We start from the raw sequence: 15,891 nt of genomic DNA, 5'->3' as shown, positions 1-15,891 counted from the left end.
GAACTCCCCATGACCACCACCATCACCCCCATGTCCCGCTACGACCGCCGGATCGAACTGGTCAAGAACACGCTGCGGGAAAATTCCAAGCTCAACGAGAAGGACGCCACCGAGCTGGCCGCGCACGTGCTGCACGCGATGGACCACATCGCCGAGACCGTCCGCTGAGCGTGGCCCGGCTCAACCTCGGTGTGCTGGCGCGCTCGACCAAGGAAAATGAGCGCAGGCTGCCGATCCACCCCGCCCATCTGCGGCAGATCGATGCCGCGCTCCGGGAGAACATCTTCCTGGAGCGCGGCTACGGCGCCGGTTTCGGCGTCTCCGACGAGGCGCTCGCGCCCTACGTCGGCGGGCTGCGCTCGCGGGAGCAGCTGCTCGCCGAATGCGAGGGGATCCTGCACCTCAAGCCGATGCCGGCGGACGTCGCCGCGCTGAGCGAGGGCCAGCTGCTGTGGGGCTGGCCGCACTGCGTGCAGAACACCGAGATCACCCAGCTCGCGGTGGACCGCAAGCTGACCCTGATCGCCTTCGAGGCGATGAACCACTGGACCGCCGACGGCGGGTTCAGCCTGCACGTCTTCCACAAGAACAACGAGCTGGCCGGCTACTGCTCGGTGCTGCACGCCATGCAGCTCAGGGGCAGCACCGGGGACTACGGCAGGCGACTGCGGGCGGTGGTGATCGGCTTCGGCGCGACCGCGCGCGGCGCGGTGACCGCGCTCAACGCGCACGGCGTGCACGAGGTGACCGTGCTGACCGGCCGTGGGGTCACCGCGGTCGGCTCACCGATCCACTCCGCGCGGATCAAGCACCTGGAGCACAACGGCGATCCCCGGAGCAGCCAGGTGCTGGCCGACCGGGGCCGGGTGCCGCTGGCGGAGTTCCTCGGCGAGCACGACATCATCGTCAACTGCGTGCTGCAGCGCATCGACGCGCCGCTGACCTTCCTGGCCGAGGCGGACCTGCCCGCCCTGGCCCCCGGCACGCTCGTCGTGGACGTCTCCTGCGACGAGGGCATGGGGTTCAGCTGGGCCCGGCCGACCACGTTCACCGAGCCCATGTTCACCGTGGGCGACAACATCCACTACTACGGCGTCGACCACAGCCCCTCGCACCTGTGGAACTCGGCCACCTGGGAGATCAGCCAGGCGGTGCTGCCGCACCTGGCGACCGTGCTCGACGGCCCGGAAGCCTGGGAGGGCGATGCCATCCTGCGGCGGGCCATCGAGATCCGCGACGGCGTGATCCAGAACCCGGACATCCTGTCCTTCCAGCACCGGTCGGCGGACTACCCGCACCAGGTCCTGCCAGGGGCGGCCTAAAGCCGTCCGGCCGCGATGATGCGGCTGAGGAACTGCCGGGTGCGGGGCTCGACCGGATCACCGAGCACCTGCTCCGGCGGGCCCTGTTCCAGCACGACGCCGCCGTCGAGGAAGCAGACCCGGTCGGCGACCTGTTTGGCGAAGCCCATCTCGTGCGTGGCCATCAGCAGCGTGCGGCCCTGCCCGGCGAGCTCGCGCACCAAGGACAGCACCTCGCCGACCAGTTCCGGGTCGAGGGCGCTGGTGATCTCGTCCAGCAGCAGCAGGCGCGGCTCGTAGGCCAGGGCCCGGGCGATGGCCACCCGCTGTTGCTGGCCGCCGGAGAGCCGGTCCGGGTAGCTGCTCGCCTTGTCCGCCAAGCCGACCCTGGCCAGCAGCGCCAGCGCCTGCTCCTCGGCCTGCGCCCGGTCCACCTTGTGCACGACCCTGGGCGCCAGGGTGACGTTGTCCAGCACGGACAGGTGCGGGAACAGGTTGAACGCCTGGAACACCACGCCCATTCGCCGCCTGGCCACATCCGGGTCGGTGCGCGGGTGCGAGATGTCCTCGCCGTCGAGCAGGATCTGCCCGTCGTCCAGCTCCTCCAACAGGTTCACGCAGCGCAGCAGGGTGGACTTGCCGGAGCCGGAGGCGCCGATCAGCACCACCACCTCGTGCTCGGCCACGTCCAGGTCGACCCCGCCCAGCACCGGGTTCCCGTGGTAGCGCTTGACCAGGTCGCGCACCCGGAGCACGGGTTCGCTCATGCCACACCTCCGCCGGACTGCCGGCGCGCCGCCCGCGCGCTCGCCCAGTCGGCCAGTCGGCCCGACGGCACCGCCAGCAGCACGAACAGCAGCCCGGCGAGCACGTACGGGGTGAAGTTGTAGGCGGTGGCCGAGGAGATCTGCGCCGCGCGCACCGCGTCCACCGCGCCGAGCACCGAGATCAGGCCGCAGTCCTTCTGCAGCGCCACGAAGTCGTTGAGCAGCGGCGGCAGCACCCGGCGCACCGCCTGCGGCAGCACCACGATCCGCATGGTCTGGGCGTGGGTGAGCCCGATCGAGCGGGCCGAGGCGCGCTGCGAGGGGTGCACCGAGTCGATGCCGGCGCGGAAGACCTCGGCCACGTAGGCGGAGTAGACCAGCACCAGCGCGATCGAGCCCAGGATCACCGGCTCGTTCGGGATGCCGGTCAGCCGCAGGCCGGGCAGGCCGAAACCGACCAGGTACAGCACGATGATCAGCGGCAGGCCGCGGAAGAGGTCCACGTAGCCGGTGGCCAGCGCGCGCAGCGGGAACCACACCGGGCCGCGCAGCGTGCGCAGCGCGGCCACCGCCAGGCCCAGCGCCAGGATCAGCACCTCGCAGACCACCAGCACCCTGATGTTGAGCCACAAACCGTCCAGCACCGTGGGCAGCGCCTTGACCGCGGCCTCGTAGTTGAAGAACGAGTCCCGGACCCGTGGCCAGCCCGGCGCGCTGGTGATGGTCAGCCAGGCCGCCACCGCGAAGACCACTGTGGACAGCAAAGCGACCACAGTGGACTTGCGGCGGCGGGATCGCTGGTATGCCAGGCGTTCCCGCTGGATCGAGCTGGGTTCCACTGTGGTCACGAGAGTTCCGGCGCCTTGCCCGCCGCGGCCAGCCACTCCTGCTCCAGCTTGGCCAGCGTGCCGTCCGCGCGCAGCGCCTCCACCGCCTTGGTGAAGCAGCCGGTGAGCGCGCTGCCCTTGTCCAGCACCGCGCCGAACTGCTCCGGCTTGCCGCCGCCCGCGGGCAGCTGGCCGACGATGACCGCCTCGGAGATCTCCGCCGAGGTGATGTAGAACGCGGTCGGCAGGTCCACCACCAGCGCCTGGATCTGGTTGTTGCGCAGGGCCTGCTTGGCGTCGTCGTTGGTGTTGTAGACCGAGGCCTGCTTCTTCGGCTTGACCTGGTTGGTCACCGCGTCGTAGCTGGTGGTGCCGACCTGTGCGCCCAGGGTGAACCCGGCCAGCTCGGCCACCGACTTCGCGGTCGCCGCCGGGGACTCCTTCAGCGCCACCACGGCCTGGCGCACGGTGTAGTACGGGGCGGAGAAGTCCACCGCGTTGCGCCGCTCGTCGGTGATGGAGAACTGGTTCAGGTCCGCGTCGAAGGTCTTCGGGCCGGGCTGGATGGCCGCGTTGAACGGCACCCGCACCCAGCTGACCTCCTCCTTGGCGAAGCCGAGCTTGCCTGCCACGGCGTAGGCCACCGCGGACTCGAAGCCCTTGCCGTTGGCCGGGTCGTTGCCGGTGAACCACGGTTCGTAGGCGGGCTCGTCGGTGCCGAAGGTGAGCTTGCCCGCGGCCACGGTCTTCAGCGAGCCCTTGGCGCAGTCCGAGGGACCGCTGGCCCCGGGCGATCCGCCCTGGTCAGCCGGGGCGCAGGCGGTGGCGGCCACGGCGAGGGCCAGTGTGGCGGCGAGGAGGGAAACGCGCATGCGCGCATCTAACCGCAGCGCCGCCGGGAACTGGAGCAGCCATGCGTACGTTCCAATGGGCGGACACGTTTCCGGCGATTCGGACATCGCTCGTTCGGGTAAACCGGGAACACCCGACCGCTGAACTTGAGGAGTTGAGATGGCCGGACTGTTCTCCAAGCTCGCCCGGTTCGCTTCCAGCCCGAAGGGCCAACGACTGATCCACCAGGCCCGCACGCAGGCGTCCAAGCCGAAGAACCGGGCCAAGCTCCAGCGCCTGTTCGCCCGCCTGACCGGCCGCGGCCGGGGCGGCGGTGGCGGTCACTACCGGCCCTGACCGTGCGTCACGGCAATGGCAGCCAGCGCGGATGGATGACGTAGGCGATGCCTCCCGGGCCGCCGGCCACTGAGCCGTCGGCCCGGTACCGCTTGGTGCGCTGCCAGATGTTCTCGAACTGCGCCCGCTTGTACACGTGCCGCACCGCCGGGTTGTTCGGCGAGGCCGGGTCGTTGGCGATCACGTCGCCGGTGCGGGTGAACCCGACCACCACCATGATGTGCCCCGTGGTGCCGTAGCCCGCGCCGTCGAGCTCGGAGGCCAGGAACGACTGCGAGGTGATCACCGGGATGCCCTGCCGGATGTAGCGTTCCAGCTCGGTCAGCGAGCTGAGCCTGGTGATGTGCCCGGCCAGCCCGAAGGAGGCCGCGTAGGCGGTGTTGAACGGCCAGTTGCCGGTGCCCTGGTAGTCGTAGTCGTAGTTGTGCCTGGCCGCGTAGGCCACGCTCGGATCGGTGTAACCCTGCGGAATCCAGGACATCTGCTCGGCGGAGGGCTTGCGGCCCCAGTACTCCAGCACCATCTGGGTGGAGGTCGGGCTGCACCACACCTGACCGCCGCCGCCGTACTCCGGGAAGTTGCCGCGGTGCACGTTCTGCGAGTAGCGCGGCACCGGCAGCTCCATGCCCCAGGCCCCGCCCGGCCCGCTGGTCGGCACGATGAACCGGTCCGGGATGGCCGAGGCCATCGCGCCCACCTTGGTCACCTGCGCGGCGGACTTCGCGCCCGGCATCCGGTACAGCGTCACCCGCAGCTGGTAGGAGGTCCACGGGGTGGTGGCCTTGAAGGTGTCCACGTCCACAGAACCGTTGGCGTCACCCTGGTCCGGCACCGTGGTCCGCTTGATCAGCGAGTCCGCCGAGGCCCACCGGCCCATCACGTACCACTTGCTGTCCACAGTGGACGATCCGCCGCGGCCGCGCAGCTCCACCTGCAACCAGGTCTCGGCCGGGGTGCTCGCGTTCCAGGAGGCGATGAGCTCGGTGGCGGGGAAGGACAGCGCGCGCCTGGAGGAGGTCCAGCGGGCGTACTCGAACTGCTGGGTCTTCCCGGTGTGCGGGTCCGCGTAGCCGGTGGTGCCCGCGGGCTTGGCCATGGTCAGCCCGTTCGGGGTGGCCGCGGTGCCCTCGTTGGCGCCCTGGTGGAAGTCGTGCACGGACTGCCAGGCATGGAAGTCGGTCATGGTGGACTTTCCGGCGGTGGCCGAGGCGGGAGCCGCGAGCAGAGCGCATAACACGGCCAGTGGGGCAACGAAGAATCGGCGCATCAGAACTCCCAGAAGGCGGGCACCCAGACCGGGCGCGGCGTGCTCTCCCGGTGGGTGCGGTCCAGGGCGGTGACCAGGTAGGTGAACCGGCGGTCGTGCGGCGCGCCCGCGTCGAGCAGGGACTTCTCGCGGGTGGTGCCCAGCAGGGTGGCCGGGTCGGCGGTGGAGCACTCGGTGACGGACTGGTGTCCGGGCAGCCGGTACACCGCGTACGTGCTCGCGCCCGCGGTGGCCTGCCAGCTCAGCTTGTAACCGCCGCCGGAGTTCGGATCGGCGCGCACACCGGCCGGCGCGCCGGGCGCGGTGCCGGGGACGGTGCCGCGGACCGGCACCAGCGCGGGATAGCGGTGCTGGTCGGCATTGAGCCGGTCGGCGAAGCCCAGCGGGTTGGCGAACACGCTGTTGACGTTGTAGTAGATGTCGCCGCCGACCTGCGGGTGCGACCGGTTGAGTGCCAGGTGCTTGGGCATCTCCTCCGGGTCGGTCCAGGCCGCGGGGTTGCTGGTGCCGATCTTGTAGGCGCCCTGTCCGATGTAGAGGGACACCGCGGTGCCCTCGACCTCCTTGGCCCACCAGGGAATCAGCTTGTCGTAGGCGGCGGGCGGGTAGCCGATGCTCCAGTACACCTGCGGCGCCACGTAGTCGATCCAGGCGTTGCGGATCCAGGTCCGGGTGTCGGCGTAGAGGTCGTCGTAGTTGTGCACGCCCGCGGTGGTCTCCGAGCCGGTCGGGTCGTGCCGCTTGTCCCGCCACACGCCGAACGGGCTGACCCCGAAGGACACCCAGGGCTTGCTCGCGCCGATCTGCTCGCCGATCTCCCTGATCAGCCGGTTCACGTTGTCCCGCCGCCAGTCCGCCTTCACCGGGAAGCCCGCGCCGTGCTGGCGGTAGGCAGCCTCGTCCGGGAACTCCTGACCGGCCACCGGATACGGGTAGAAGTAGTCGTCGAAGTGCACGCCGTCCAGGTCGTAGCGGCCGAGCACATCGCTGATCACGTTGCGCACGTGCGCGCGGACCGCGGGCAGGCCGGGGTTGTAGACCAGCCCGTTGCCGTAGCGGATCACCCAGTCCGGGTTCACCCGGGCGGGGTGGCTGGGCACCAGCTTGGCCGGATCGGGCTGGGTGCTCACCCGGTACGGGTTGAACCAGCCGTGGAACTCCAGGTCCCTGGCGTGCGCCTCGGCGATCAGGAAGGCCAGCGGGTCGTAGCCGGGGGACTGGCCCTGGGTCCCGGTCAGGTACTGCGACCACGGTTCCAGGGTGGACGGGTAGAACGCGTCCGAGGCCGGGCGGACCTGCACGAACACCGCGTTGAACCGCAGCTGCTTGGCCCGGTCCAGCAGCCGCCGGTACTCGTCCTGCTGCTGTCCGACGGACAGGCCGGGCCGGGACGGCCAGTTGATGTTGGACACGCTGGCGATCCACAGCCCGCGCAGCTGCCGCTTGGGCTGGGCGGGTTCCGGGCAGGCGGCAGGCGCGGTCGCGCCCGCCGGTCCGGAGGCCAGCAGCGGCGCCACCAGCAGCAGGCACAGGAGCATGCGCAGGAGGCGGAGCATGCCGGTGATTTTCAAGAACCGGCCCGACCTTGTAAACCGCTGACCGGGTCAGTCGCGCGCAACCACCTCATCGAGGGAGCGGTAACCGCTGGCACGCAGCCTCCTGGACAGGTCTCGGTGGATCCGCCACGGCCACAGCGGGCCGCCGTAGATCAGGCCGGTGTAGCCCTGCACCAGACTCGCACCGGCGCGCAGCCGCTGCCACACGTCCTCGGCCGACTCGATGCCGCCAACCGAGACCAGCACCAGCCGGTCACCCGTCCGTGCGCGCAGCCGCCGCAGCACGGCCAGCGACCGCTGCTTCAGCGGCGCCCCGGACAGCCCACCGGCCCCGGCCCGCGCCACCTCGGCGGCGGGACTGGCCAGCCCGTCCCTGCCGATGGTGGTGTTGGTCGCGATGATCCCGTCCAGGCCCAGCTCCAGCGCCAGGTCGGCGAGGGCGTCCACGTCCTCGTCGGAGAGGTCCGGCGCGATCTTGACCAGCAGCGGCACCCGCCGGCCCGCCTCGTCCAGCGCCGCCCGCACCCCGGTGAGCAGCGGCCGCAGCTGGTCGACGGCCTGGAGGTTGCGCAGACCGGGCGTGTTGGGCGAGCTGACGTTGACCACGAAGTAGTCGGCGACCCCGGCCAGCAGCTTCGCGCTGGTCACGTAGTCGCCGACCGCCTCAGCCTCGGGCGTGGCCTTGGTCTTGCCGATGTTCACCCCGACCACCCCGGACTGCCCACGTGCCCGCCTGGCCCGCAGCCGCTGGGCCGCGGCCGCCGCGCCACCGTTGTTGAAGCCCATCCGGTTCACGATGGCCCGGTCGGCGAACAGCCGGAACAGCCGCGGCTTCGGGTTGCCGGGCTGGGCGTGCGCGGTGAGCGTGCCGATCTCCACGAACCCGAAACCCAGCGCGGCCAGCGCGTCCGGCCCGGTGGCGTCCTTGTCGAACCCGGCGGCCAGCCCCAGCGGCCCCGGCAGGTCCAGCCCAAGCACCCTGGTCCGCAGCGCCGGGTCCCTCGGCGCGAGCAGGCGGCGCACCAGCGGCAGCACCCCGGGAATCGCGGTCAGCAGCTTCAGCGCGCCGAAGCTCAGGTGGTGCACCCGCTCGGCGTCGAACCGCCGCAGCACCAGGGTGAGGATCAGTCGGTAGAGCACGAGTGCCCAGCTTAGGTCCTAGGGCGTGTCCGCCGGGTCACGCCCGCGATAGCCGCGCCGGTTCGGCCGCTGGCGGCGCGGCCGGAACACCCGAATACACCCGGTATGAGGGCGTCCCGGCCGCACCACCAGCGGCCGAACCGATCACGACTCTCGCAAACGTGACCCGGCGGACACGCCCTAGAACATCGTGTTGCTGTTCGCGGCCTGCTCAGGGACCTCCTGCGCCACGTCCCAGTGCTCCACGATCCGCCCCTCCCAGAGCCGCACGATGTCCACGATGGCCGTGCCCCTGCTCTCCGGCGTCAGCTTCAGGTGGCAGTGCGTGATCACGTGGTCCCGGTCGGCGAAGACCCGCTTGATCTCCAGGCTCAGTGCGGGGAACCGGGCGACGAAGTCGGTCAGGTGCGCGGCCGAGGCGGCGGCGCCGTCCGGGGCGTGCGGGTTGTGCTGGACGTAGTCCGGGTGCACGTGCCTGGCGAAGGCCTCCGCCGGGCGCTTGTAGTTGAAGGCCAGGTTGAGGAAGTCCTGGACGGTCCGCTTGTGCACAGCGTTCACGCGCCTACTTCACCAGCTTCGGCAGCGGAGCGGACAACGAGCCCCCATAGACGACGCGCCCGACCGGATCACCCCCTGACCGGCGCCTCCCCGCGCCGGATCCCCCTGATGATCGCCCTCCCCCTGAGGTCCGGGCGCGTCGTCTGCGGCAAATACTCGCCGAGACCGGCGGCGCGGCACAGCGGGGAACTACTCAACCTCGGCTGGGGGACTGCCCGGACAGCAGCGCCCGCGCGTCCTCCGGCGTGCCGGCCACCCCGAAGTAGGGGCCCTGGGCCGCGTCGCAGCCCAGCTCGGTCAGCCGCCGCACCTGCTCGGCGTCGCTGACGTGTGCCACGATCACCGGCAGTTCCAGCACGTGCGCCAGCGCGATCAGGTCCGCGACCATCCGCTCCCGCGCCGGGTCGGCGCCGTTGCCGGGGCCGGCCAGCGGGACCCGGTGCACCTTCACCGCGTGCAGCGGCAGGTTGCGCAGGTGGGCCGGGTCGGCGGGGGACTTGCCGAAGCGGTCCAGCAGGATCTCCACGCCCATCTCGGCCAGGATGGTCAGCGTCTCGATGGCCTCGGTGGCCTCCACCGGGACAGCGCTCTCCGGGATCTCCAGCCACAGCCGGTCCGGGGCGAGCCCGGTGTCCCGCAGGATGGTCTGCACATCGCGCACCAGGTCGGCGTCGCGCAGCTGCCGGGGGCACAGGTTCACGCTCACCGCGGGCGCCCGCTCACCCATTTCGGTGGACCAGACCGCGGCCTGCGCGCAGGCCTCCCGCAGCACCCAGCGGCCCAGCCGGACGATCAGGCCGATGTCCTCGGCCAGCTCGCAGAAGTCGTCCTGCACCAGCACACCCAGCTCCGGGTGGTCCCAGTGCAGCAGCGCCTCCACCCCGCGCACCAGGCCGTCGCGCAGCCGCACCACCGGCTGGAACTCCAGGTAGAACTCCTCGTTGTCCATGGCCAGCGCCATGGTGGTGGCCATCTCGTAGCGCACCCGCTCCCGCCGGGCCCGCTCGGTGTCGAACAGCGTCCACTGCCCGCGCCCGTCGGTCTTGGCCCAGTGCAGGGTGAGGTCGGCGTCGCGCAACAGGTCCGGGGTGCGCACCCCTGCTGCGGGGCGCTCCACCACACCGGCGCTGGCCGAGACGGTCAGCCGGTGCCCGACCACCTGGATCGGCTCGCCGATCGAGGTCAGCACCCGCTCGGTCAGCGCGACCGCGGCCTGCGCGCCGGAGCTCCTGGGCAGCAGCACCGCGAACCGGTCCCCGCCGAGGTAGGCGGCCAGCGACTCCGGCTCCGCGGCCACGCCGTCGCTGATCCGGCCGCCGACCTCCTTGAGCACCTCATCGCCCACCACCGGCCCGAGCCCGCCGTTGACCACCCGGAACCCGTCCAGGTCGAACAGGCACAGCGCCACCCGGGCGTTCGGCCCGGCCTGGGCGAGCAGGCCGTCCACCGCGCTGGTGAACCTGGCCCGGTTGGGCAGGCCGGTGAGCTGGTCGTGCAGGGTCTGCCTGCGCAGCTGTTCGTAGAGCAGGTGGCGCTGGGAGATGTCCTCCACCATCGCCATCCGGTAGGTCGGCAGGCCCCGGGCGTTGTGGATCAGCGCCACGGACAGGAAGGCCCACACCAGGTCGCCGTCGGGCAGCAGGAAGCGTTTCTCGGTGCGGTACAGCTCGATCTCGCCGCGCTCCAGGTCGGCCTCGCACCGGGTCAGCGCGGCCGCGTCGTCCGGGTGCACCAGCTCGGCCAGGGTGCAGCCGGTGAGCGCGGTCGCCGGGCTGCGCAGGATCTCCTGCAGCGCGCCGTTGGCCTCCACGATCCGCCCGTGCAGGTCGGTGATCGCGATGCCGATGGGGGAGACCGAGAACACCGCGCGGAACCGGGCGTCGCTGGCGCGCAAGGCGGTCTCGGCGTCGTCGCGGGCGCGCAGCACGGCCCGCTTGATGGTCTCCTGCTCGTCGAAGGTGCGCTCGCGCAAGGCATCGGCGTACCCGGCGGCCAGCGCGGCCATCAGCGCGACCACCCGGCCCGGCAGCTCGCCGTGCGCGGGTAAGTCCACTGTGGACAGTAGCTGGTCGCCGACCAGGCGTAACGTCCGGTCCAGCACGGTGGGGCCGGTGTAGTGCGCGGCGACCAGGTCCTCGGCCACCTGCGCGGCCGGCACCGCGCTGAACGGGTCCGCGGTCAGCGCGGCGACCAGCCGGTCGGTCAGGCCCAGCAGGAAGTGCTCGGTCTCCGGCCGGGACATCGAGACGAAGCTGGTGCCGTAGACCTGCGCGGTCCAGGCCCTGGCGAACGCCGCGTGGTCAGCCATCCACGGTCACCGCCGTCGCCCGACCGCGGCGTAGATCACCGACCGCTCCGGGTCGTCACCGGCCTCTTCCGGGCTCTCCGGCCGCCAGGCCGAGGTGAACACGATACCCGGCGTGACCAGGTCGAACCCGTCGAAGAGCACTTCCAGCTCGGCCTTGGTGCGCGAGGTCATCGGGTTCTGGCTGTTCTCGTACAGCTGCCGGACCTGCTCGGTGATCGCGGGCTGGTGCTCAAGGGTGGCGTGCGAGAGGGCCAGGTAGCTGCCCGGCGCGATCGCGTCCCGGTACTGGGCCAGGAACGCCTTGGGCTCGTCGGCAGGCGGGACGAAGTGCAGCAGGGCCACCATCAGCAGCCCGACCGGCTCGTCGAAGTTGATCAGCGCCCTGGTCTCCGGGGCGTTGAGGATGGAGTCCGGGTCGCGCACGTCGGCCTGCACCACCGCGGTGCGCGGGTCGCCGGAGAGCATCATCCGGCTGTGCGCCACCGCGACCGGCTCGTTGTCCACGTAGACCACCCTGGCCTCCGGGTTGATCTGCTGGGCCACCTCGTGCACGTTGCCCACGCTCGGGATGCCGGAGCCGATGTCCAGGAACTGCCGGATCCCGTTCTGCACGCAGAAGCGCACCGCCCGCCGCAGGAACACCCGGTTCTGCTGGGCGATCATCGGCAGGCTGGGCAGCAGCGCGATGGCCTTGCGGGCGAACTGCCGGTCGGACTCGAAGTTGTAGCCACCGCCGAGGTAGTAGTCGTAGATGCGCGCGGCGCTGGGGCGCTCCACGTCCACGCCCTGGGGCACCCAGCTCGACCTCGGGTTCTCGGTCATAGCAGCCTGCCAGCCATGCCGTACCAGCCCGCGTCCTGCGGGCGCTCCGGGCGCTCGGCCAGCGGCTCGGGCCGCCACAGCGGGGTGAACACCACACCGGGCTCGATGATCTCGAATCCGTCCATCAGCTCGACGCACTCCTGCCTCGTGCGGGTGATGACCTTGTTGGGGCTGCGGTTGTAGAGCTCCTGGATCTTCCTGGCCGAGGGCGCCTGCTCCTCCAGGGTGCCGTGCGAGAGCACCAGCACACTGCCCGGCGCCAGCCGTTCGCGGTAGCGGGCCAGCACGGACTTCACCAGCTCGGTGTCCAGCACGAAGTGCAGCACGGCCACGATCAGCAGCCCGACCGGCTGGTCGAAGTCGAGTAACCGCCTGGTCTCCGGCGCGTTCAGGATCGTGTCCGGGTCGCGCAGGTCGGCGTGCACGATCGCGGCCCGTGCCGAGCCGCGCAGCATCATCCGGCTGTGCGCCACCGCGACCGGCTCGTTGTCCACGTAGACCACCCTGGCCTCCGGCGCCACCTCGTGCACGTTGCCGGAGGTGGGCAGGCCGGAGCCGATGTCCAGGAACTGCCGGATCCCGTTGTCCGCGCAGTAGCGCACCGCGCGGCGCAGGAAGGAGCGGTTCTCCCGGCACACCATGGGCAGGCCGGGGTGGATGGCGATGGCCTGCTGCGCGAAGGCCCGGTCGGCGGCGAAGTTGTAGTTGCCGCCCAGCAGGTAGTCGTAGACCCTGGCCGCGCTCGGCGCGTCCACGTTCACCTCGGTCGGCACCCACAGCCGACGGTCCACCACGGTCACGGTTTGCGCCCCACAATCGCGTAGAACCCGGCCAGCTCCGGCTCGTCCGGCACGTCCGAGGGTGACTCCGGCCGCCACTCCGGGGTGAACACCAGGCCGGGCTCGACGATCTCGAAGTCGCCCATGAACGCGGTGATCTCCGCGCTGGTGCGGGTGGTCACCCGGTTGGCCCGCTGGTTGTACAGGTCGCGCACCGCGTGCACCTGCGGCGGCTGCCGCTCCTCGGTGCCCTGCGACAGCGCGAGGAAGCTGCCCGGCGCGAGCACCTCCCGGTACCGGCGCATGAACTCCGCGGGCTCGTCGGCATCGGGCACGAAGTGCAGCAGCGCCACCATGAGCAGCGCCACCGGCTGGTCGAAGTCGATCAGGGCTCTGGTCTGCGGGGCGTTGAGGATCCAGTCCGGGTCGCGCACGTCGGCGTGCAGGATGGTCGCGCTGTCGTTGTCCTTCAACATCAACTCGCTGTGCGCCACCGCGACCGGCTCGTTGTCCACGTAGACCACCTTGGCGTCCGGGTAGGCCGCCTGGGCGATCTCGTGCACGTTGCCGGTGGTGGGCAGGCCGGAGCCGATGTCCAGGAACTGCCGCACGCCGTGGCCGAGGATGTACTGCACCGCGCGGCGCAGGAAGGAGCGGTTCTGCCTGCACACCATCGGCATGGTGGGCGCGACCGAGAGCAGCTGCTGGGCGAAGGCGCGGTCCACCGCGAAGTTGTAGCTGCCGCCCAGGAAGTAGTCGTAGACCCTGGCCGCGCTCGGTTTGGACACATCGACTTCCTTCGGCACCCAGCTCGGCCGCTGCTCCACGGCTCACCTTCCCCTGACACCGGTGACCGAACGGAACCGAGTGCGCCCGGTCCGTAGCGGTGAGTGTACTGACCGGCGCGGCGCAGGCCATTCATTCACTCGATGGTCATCCCTTCGCCTCTACCCAACGAACGTCCGCCGGGTGAGGTTGGCGGAATGACCGCTGTCTCCCGCCGCCGGGTGCTCACCACCGGAGCCGCCACTCTCGGCGCCGCCGCACTCGGCTCGTTGCTGCCGCCGTCCCTGCACCGCGCGCTCGCCCTGCCGGCTCCCGCCGGTGGCCTGCGCGATCTGCGGCACGTGGTGGTGCTGATGCAGGAGAACCGGGCCTTCGACCACTACTACGGCACGTTGCGCGGGGTGCGCGGCTTCGGCGACCGCAACGCGCTCGAACTGCCCGGTGGCGGCTCGGTCTTCGCCCAGCCCAGGGCCGGTGGCGAGCCGGTGCTGCCGTTCTCGGTGCGGCAGGCGGCCAAGGACAGCCAGCGGCCGGGGGACGCGGTGCACTACATCGGCGACCTGGACCACGACTGGGACGGCGGGCACAAGGCCTGGGGCCAGGGCAGGCTGGACGGCTGGATCGGTGCGAAGTCCCCGGCCACCATGGCCTACTACGACCGCGCCGACCTCCCGTTCCACCACGAGCTGGCCGACACCTTCACCCTGTGCGACGCCTACCACTGCTCGGTCTTCGGCGCGACCAACCCGAACCGGATGTACCTGATGAGCGGCACGGTCGGCTTCGAGCCGCCGCCGAACCAGCAGCGCCGCGCGGTGCGCAACTGGGCCTACGACGAGGACAAGCACCCCGGGTACGACTGGACCACCTACCCGGAACGCCTGCAGCTGGCCGGGCGCAGCTGGCAGGTGTACCAGGAGTGGGACAACTTCCAGGACAACGCGCTGGAGTTCTTCAGTCGTTTCAAGGCGATCGCGCGCAAGGCGCTGGCGCCGGCCGGTGACTTCAAGAGCATGGACACCTTCTTCGGCAAGGTCCGCAAGGCCGAACCCGTTGAGCGGCAACGACTGCTGGACCTGCTGGCCAAGGGCGTGGCCACGCTGACCGCCGAGGAGCGCGCGCTCTACGACCGCGGCCTGCACCGGGTGCCGACCGGTCAGCTGGCCGCCTCGCTGCGGGCCGACATCGCCGCGGGCCGGTTGCCGGAGGTGTCCTACCTGGTGCCCTCGGCGCTGGACTCCGAGCACCCCGGCGCGTCCTCGCCGGCGGCCAGCGCCGGGATCACCTACCAGGTGCTGGACGCGCTGGCCTCGGATCCCGAGGTGTGGCGGCACACCGCGCTGATCATCAACTACGACGAGAACGACGGCTACTTCGACCACGTGCCCCCGCCGGTCCCGCCGCCGGGCACCGCGGACGAGTTCGTGGACGGCCTGCCCATCGGCCTGGGCTTCCGGGTGCCCGCGACCATCGTGTCCCCGTGGACGGTCGGCGGCTACGTCAACTCCCAGGTCTTCGACCACACCTCGGTGCTGCGCTTCCTGGAGACCTGGCTCGGCGTCCGCGAACCCAACATCAGCACCTGGCGGCGCACCGTCACCGGCGACCTGACCTCGGTCTTCGACTTCCACGGCAGCCGTCCGGGCCGGGTGCCCACGCAGCCGGTCAAGACCCCGCCCGCGATCTCCCGCTGGCGTCCGTCGCCCCCGGCCAAGGGCGTCCTGCCCACCCCCGAACCAGGCACCCGCCCTGCTCGCCCGCTGCCCTACCAGCCGGACGCCACGGCCACCCTGGACGCCACCGGCACCCACCTGCTGCTGCGCCTGACCAACTCCGGCCGGGCCAGCGCGCACCTGTCGCTGCACTCCTACGGCGGCGAGTTCCCGGTGCCCCGGCACTACGACGTGGCAGGCGCGAAAACCGACGCGGTCCCGCTCGCCGGCTCGTCCTACCGGCTGACCCTGTTGGGCCCCAACGGTTTCCGCCGCGAGTTCGGCGGCGACAAGAACTCGGCCGCCGAGGTCACCAGCGAGGTCGCGGCCATCTCCCGCCTGCTCCGCCTGACCCTGCGCAACACCGGCAGCACCCCGCTCACCTTCGACCTGGACGGCCGCAAGATCCGCGTCGCGCCCTCGTCCAGCCGCACCGTGCACCACTCGGCCGCCGCCACCCGCGGCTGGTACGACCTCACCATCCGCGTCCAGGGCGACGGCGGCTTCCACCGCCGCCTGTGCGGCCACATCGAGAACGGCCGCGACAGCACCAGCGGCTGAGCCGCCGCCCGCGGGCGGTCAGCCGGTGGCTTCGTCCACGGCGCTGAGGGTGACCACGACCTGGTCGAGGAAGGCGTCGACCTCGTCGACGTTGTAGCCGCGGCGGCCCAGTGGCGGCCTGCTGAAGGTGACCTCGTCGACCTGGCGGGCGGTGACCGAGTCGGCGCCCCGCAGGGTGGCCTCGACGCGGTCCAGGAAGGCGTCGACCTCGCCTTCGTCGTAGCCGCGGCGGAGCAGCGTGGACATGCTGAACTCCACCTCGCGGATGTCCTTCGGGGTGAGTCCCCGCTCGTTCATGGCAGTCCTCCCCGGGTGGGTG

At 71.2% G+C, this 15,891-nt stretch carries 16 protein-coding genes; 4 read left to right on the top strand and 12 right to left on the bottom strand.

Annotated features, from left to right (window positions below):
- The first annotated feature begins 9 nt into the window (after nt 1–9).
- Together ACWDY5_RS29850 and ACWDY5_RS29845 are read left to right on the top strand one after the other, a co-directional pair.
- Nucleotides 10–168, top strand: a complete 159-nt coding sequence (locus ACWDY5_RS29850; protein WP_449725471.1) for a DUF6307 family protein — start codon at nt 10–12, stop codon at nt 166–168.
- Between the two features lie 2 nt (nt 169–170).
- Nucleotides 171–1,322, top strand: a complete 1,152-nt coding sequence (locus tag ACWDY5_RS29845) for a N(5)-(carboxyethyl)ornithine synthase (RefSeq protein WP_449725470.1) — start codon at nt 171–173, stop codon at nt 1,320–1,322.
- Here ACWDY5_RS29845 and ACWDY5_RS29840 read toward each other — a convergent pair.
- The 3 genes from ACWDY5_RS29840 to ACWDY5_RS29830 are packed head-to-tail and all read right to left on the bottom strand — an operon-like array spanning nt 1,319 to nt 3,767.
- A complete protein-coding gene (locus ACWDY5_RS29840) occupies nt 1,319–2,068 on the bottom strand; it encodes an amino acid ABC transporter ATP-binding protein (protein ID WP_449725469.1) in 750 nt (249 codons plus the stop codon). The genes ACWDY5_RS29845 and ACWDY5_RS29840 overlap by 4 nt on opposite strands.
- Nucleotides 2,065–2,916 (bottom strand): amino acid ABC transporter permease, encoded by an 852-nt coding sequence (locus tag ACWDY5_RS29835; RefSeq protein WP_449725468.1) that lies wholly within the window; start codon nt 2,914–2,916, stop codon nt 2,065–2,067. Before ACWDY5_RS29835 ends, ACWDY5_RS29840 begins: the two co-directional genes overlap by 4 nt.
- Nucleotides 2,913–3,767 (bottom strand): ABC transporter substrate-binding protein, encoded by an 855-nt coding sequence (locus ACWDY5_RS29830; RefSeq protein WP_449725467.1) that lies wholly within the window; start codon nt 3,765–3,767, stop codon nt 2,913–2,915. The genes ACWDY5_RS29835 and ACWDY5_RS29830 overlap by 4 nt, the downstream gene beginning before the upstream one ends.
- 139 nt (nt 3,768–3,906) lie before the next feature.
- Between ACWDY5_RS29830 and ACWDY5_RS29825 the strand changes: the two genes are divergently transcribed.
- Nucleotides 3,907–4,083: a hypothetical protein gene (locus ACWDY5_RS29825; RefSeq protein WP_449725466.1), complete on the top strand. Its 177-nt coding sequence runs from the start codon at nt 3,907–3,909 to the stop codon at nt 4,081–4,083.
- Nucleotides 4,084–4,090: 7 nt separating this feature from the next.
- Here the strand turns inward: ACWDY5_RS29825 and ACWDY5_RS29820 are convergent, their stop codons facing one another.
- The 8 genes from ACWDY5_RS29820 to ACWDY5_RS29785 form a co-directional block, all read right to left on the bottom strand.
- Nucleotides 4,091–5,350 (bottom strand): C39 family peptidase, encoded by a 1,260-nt coding sequence (locus ACWDY5_RS29820; RefSeq protein ID WP_449725465.1) that lies wholly within the window; start codon nt 5,348–5,350, stop codon nt 4,091–4,093.
- On the bottom strand, nt 5,350–6,906 hold the full coding sequence (locus tag ACWDY5_RS29815) for a family 10 glycosylhydrolase (RefSeq protein ID WP_449725464.1): 1,557 nt from the start codon (nt 6,904–6,906) through the stop codon (nt 5,350–5,352). Before ACWDY5_RS29815 ends, ACWDY5_RS29820 begins: the two co-directional genes overlap by 1 nt.
- Nucleotides 6,907–6,954: 48 nt before the next feature.
- Nucleotides 6,955–8,046: a quinone-dependent dihydroorotate dehydrogenase gene (locus tag ACWDY5_RS29810; RefSeq protein ID WP_449725463.1), complete on the bottom strand. Its 1,092-nt coding sequence runs from the start codon at nt 8,044–8,046 to the stop codon at nt 6,955–6,957.
- Nucleotides 8,047–8,226: 180 nt separating this feature from the next.
- A complete protein-coding gene (locus ACWDY5_RS29805; RefSeq protein ID WP_449725462.1) occupies nt 8,227–8,604 on the bottom strand; it encodes a nuclear transport factor 2 family protein in 378 nt (125 codons plus the stop codon).
- A gap of 193 nt (nt 8,605–8,797) precedes the next feature.
- Nucleotides 8,798–10,912, bottom strand: coding sequence for a putative bifunctional diguanylate cyclase/phosphodiesterase (locus ACWDY5_RS29800; RefSeq protein WP_449725461.1), 2,115 nt, complete (start codon nt 10,910–10,912; stop codon nt 8,798–8,800).
- A gap of 6 nt (nt 10,913–10,918) precedes the next feature.
- Entirely contained in the window at nt 10,919–11,734 is an 816-nt protein-coding gene (locus ACWDY5_RS29795) for an SAM-dependent methyltransferase (RefSeq protein WP_449725460.1), read from the bottom strand.
- Nucleotides 11,731–12,525: an SAM-dependent methyltransferase gene (locus tag ACWDY5_RS29790; RefSeq protein WP_449725459.1), complete on the bottom strand. Its 795-nt coding sequence runs from the start codon at nt 12,523–12,525 to the stop codon at nt 11,731–11,733. The genes ACWDY5_RS29795 and ACWDY5_RS29790 overlap by 4 nt, the downstream gene beginning before the upstream one ends.
- A gap of 5 nt (nt 12,526–12,530) precedes the next feature.
- Nucleotides 12,531–13,340 carry an SAM-dependent methyltransferase gene (locus ACWDY5_RS29785; protein ID WP_449725458.1) on the bottom strand — a complete coding sequence of 270 codons (810 nt, stop codon included), beginning with the start codon at nt 13,338–13,340 and terminating at the stop codon, nt 12,531–12,533.
- 156 nt (nt 13,341–13,496) lie between these two features.
- On the opposite strand from ACWDY5_RS29785, the gene ACWDY5_RS29780 reads away from it, so the two are divergent.
- Nucleotides 13,497–15,572, top strand: coding sequence for a phosphocholine-specific phospholipase C (locus ACWDY5_RS29780; RefSeq protein WP_449725457.1), 2,076 nt, complete (start codon nt 13,497–13,499; stop codon nt 15,570–15,572).
- A gap of 18 nt (nt 15,573–15,590) precedes the next feature.
- Here ACWDY5_RS29780 and ACWDY5_RS29775 read toward each other — a convergent pair whose 3' ends face one another.
- Nucleotides 15,591–15,869, bottom strand: coding sequence for a DivIVA domain-containing protein (locus tag ACWDY5_RS29775; protein WP_252485117.1), 279 nt, complete (start codon nt 15,867–15,869; stop codon nt 15,591–15,593).
- Nucleotides 15,870–15,891: the final 22 nt, after the last annotated feature.

The organism is Crossiella sp. NPDC003009 (assembly GCF_053591555.1).
The sequence above is the reverse complement of the archived record's forward strand: the minus strand, read 5'-3'. Positions and strand labels throughout refer to the sequence as shown.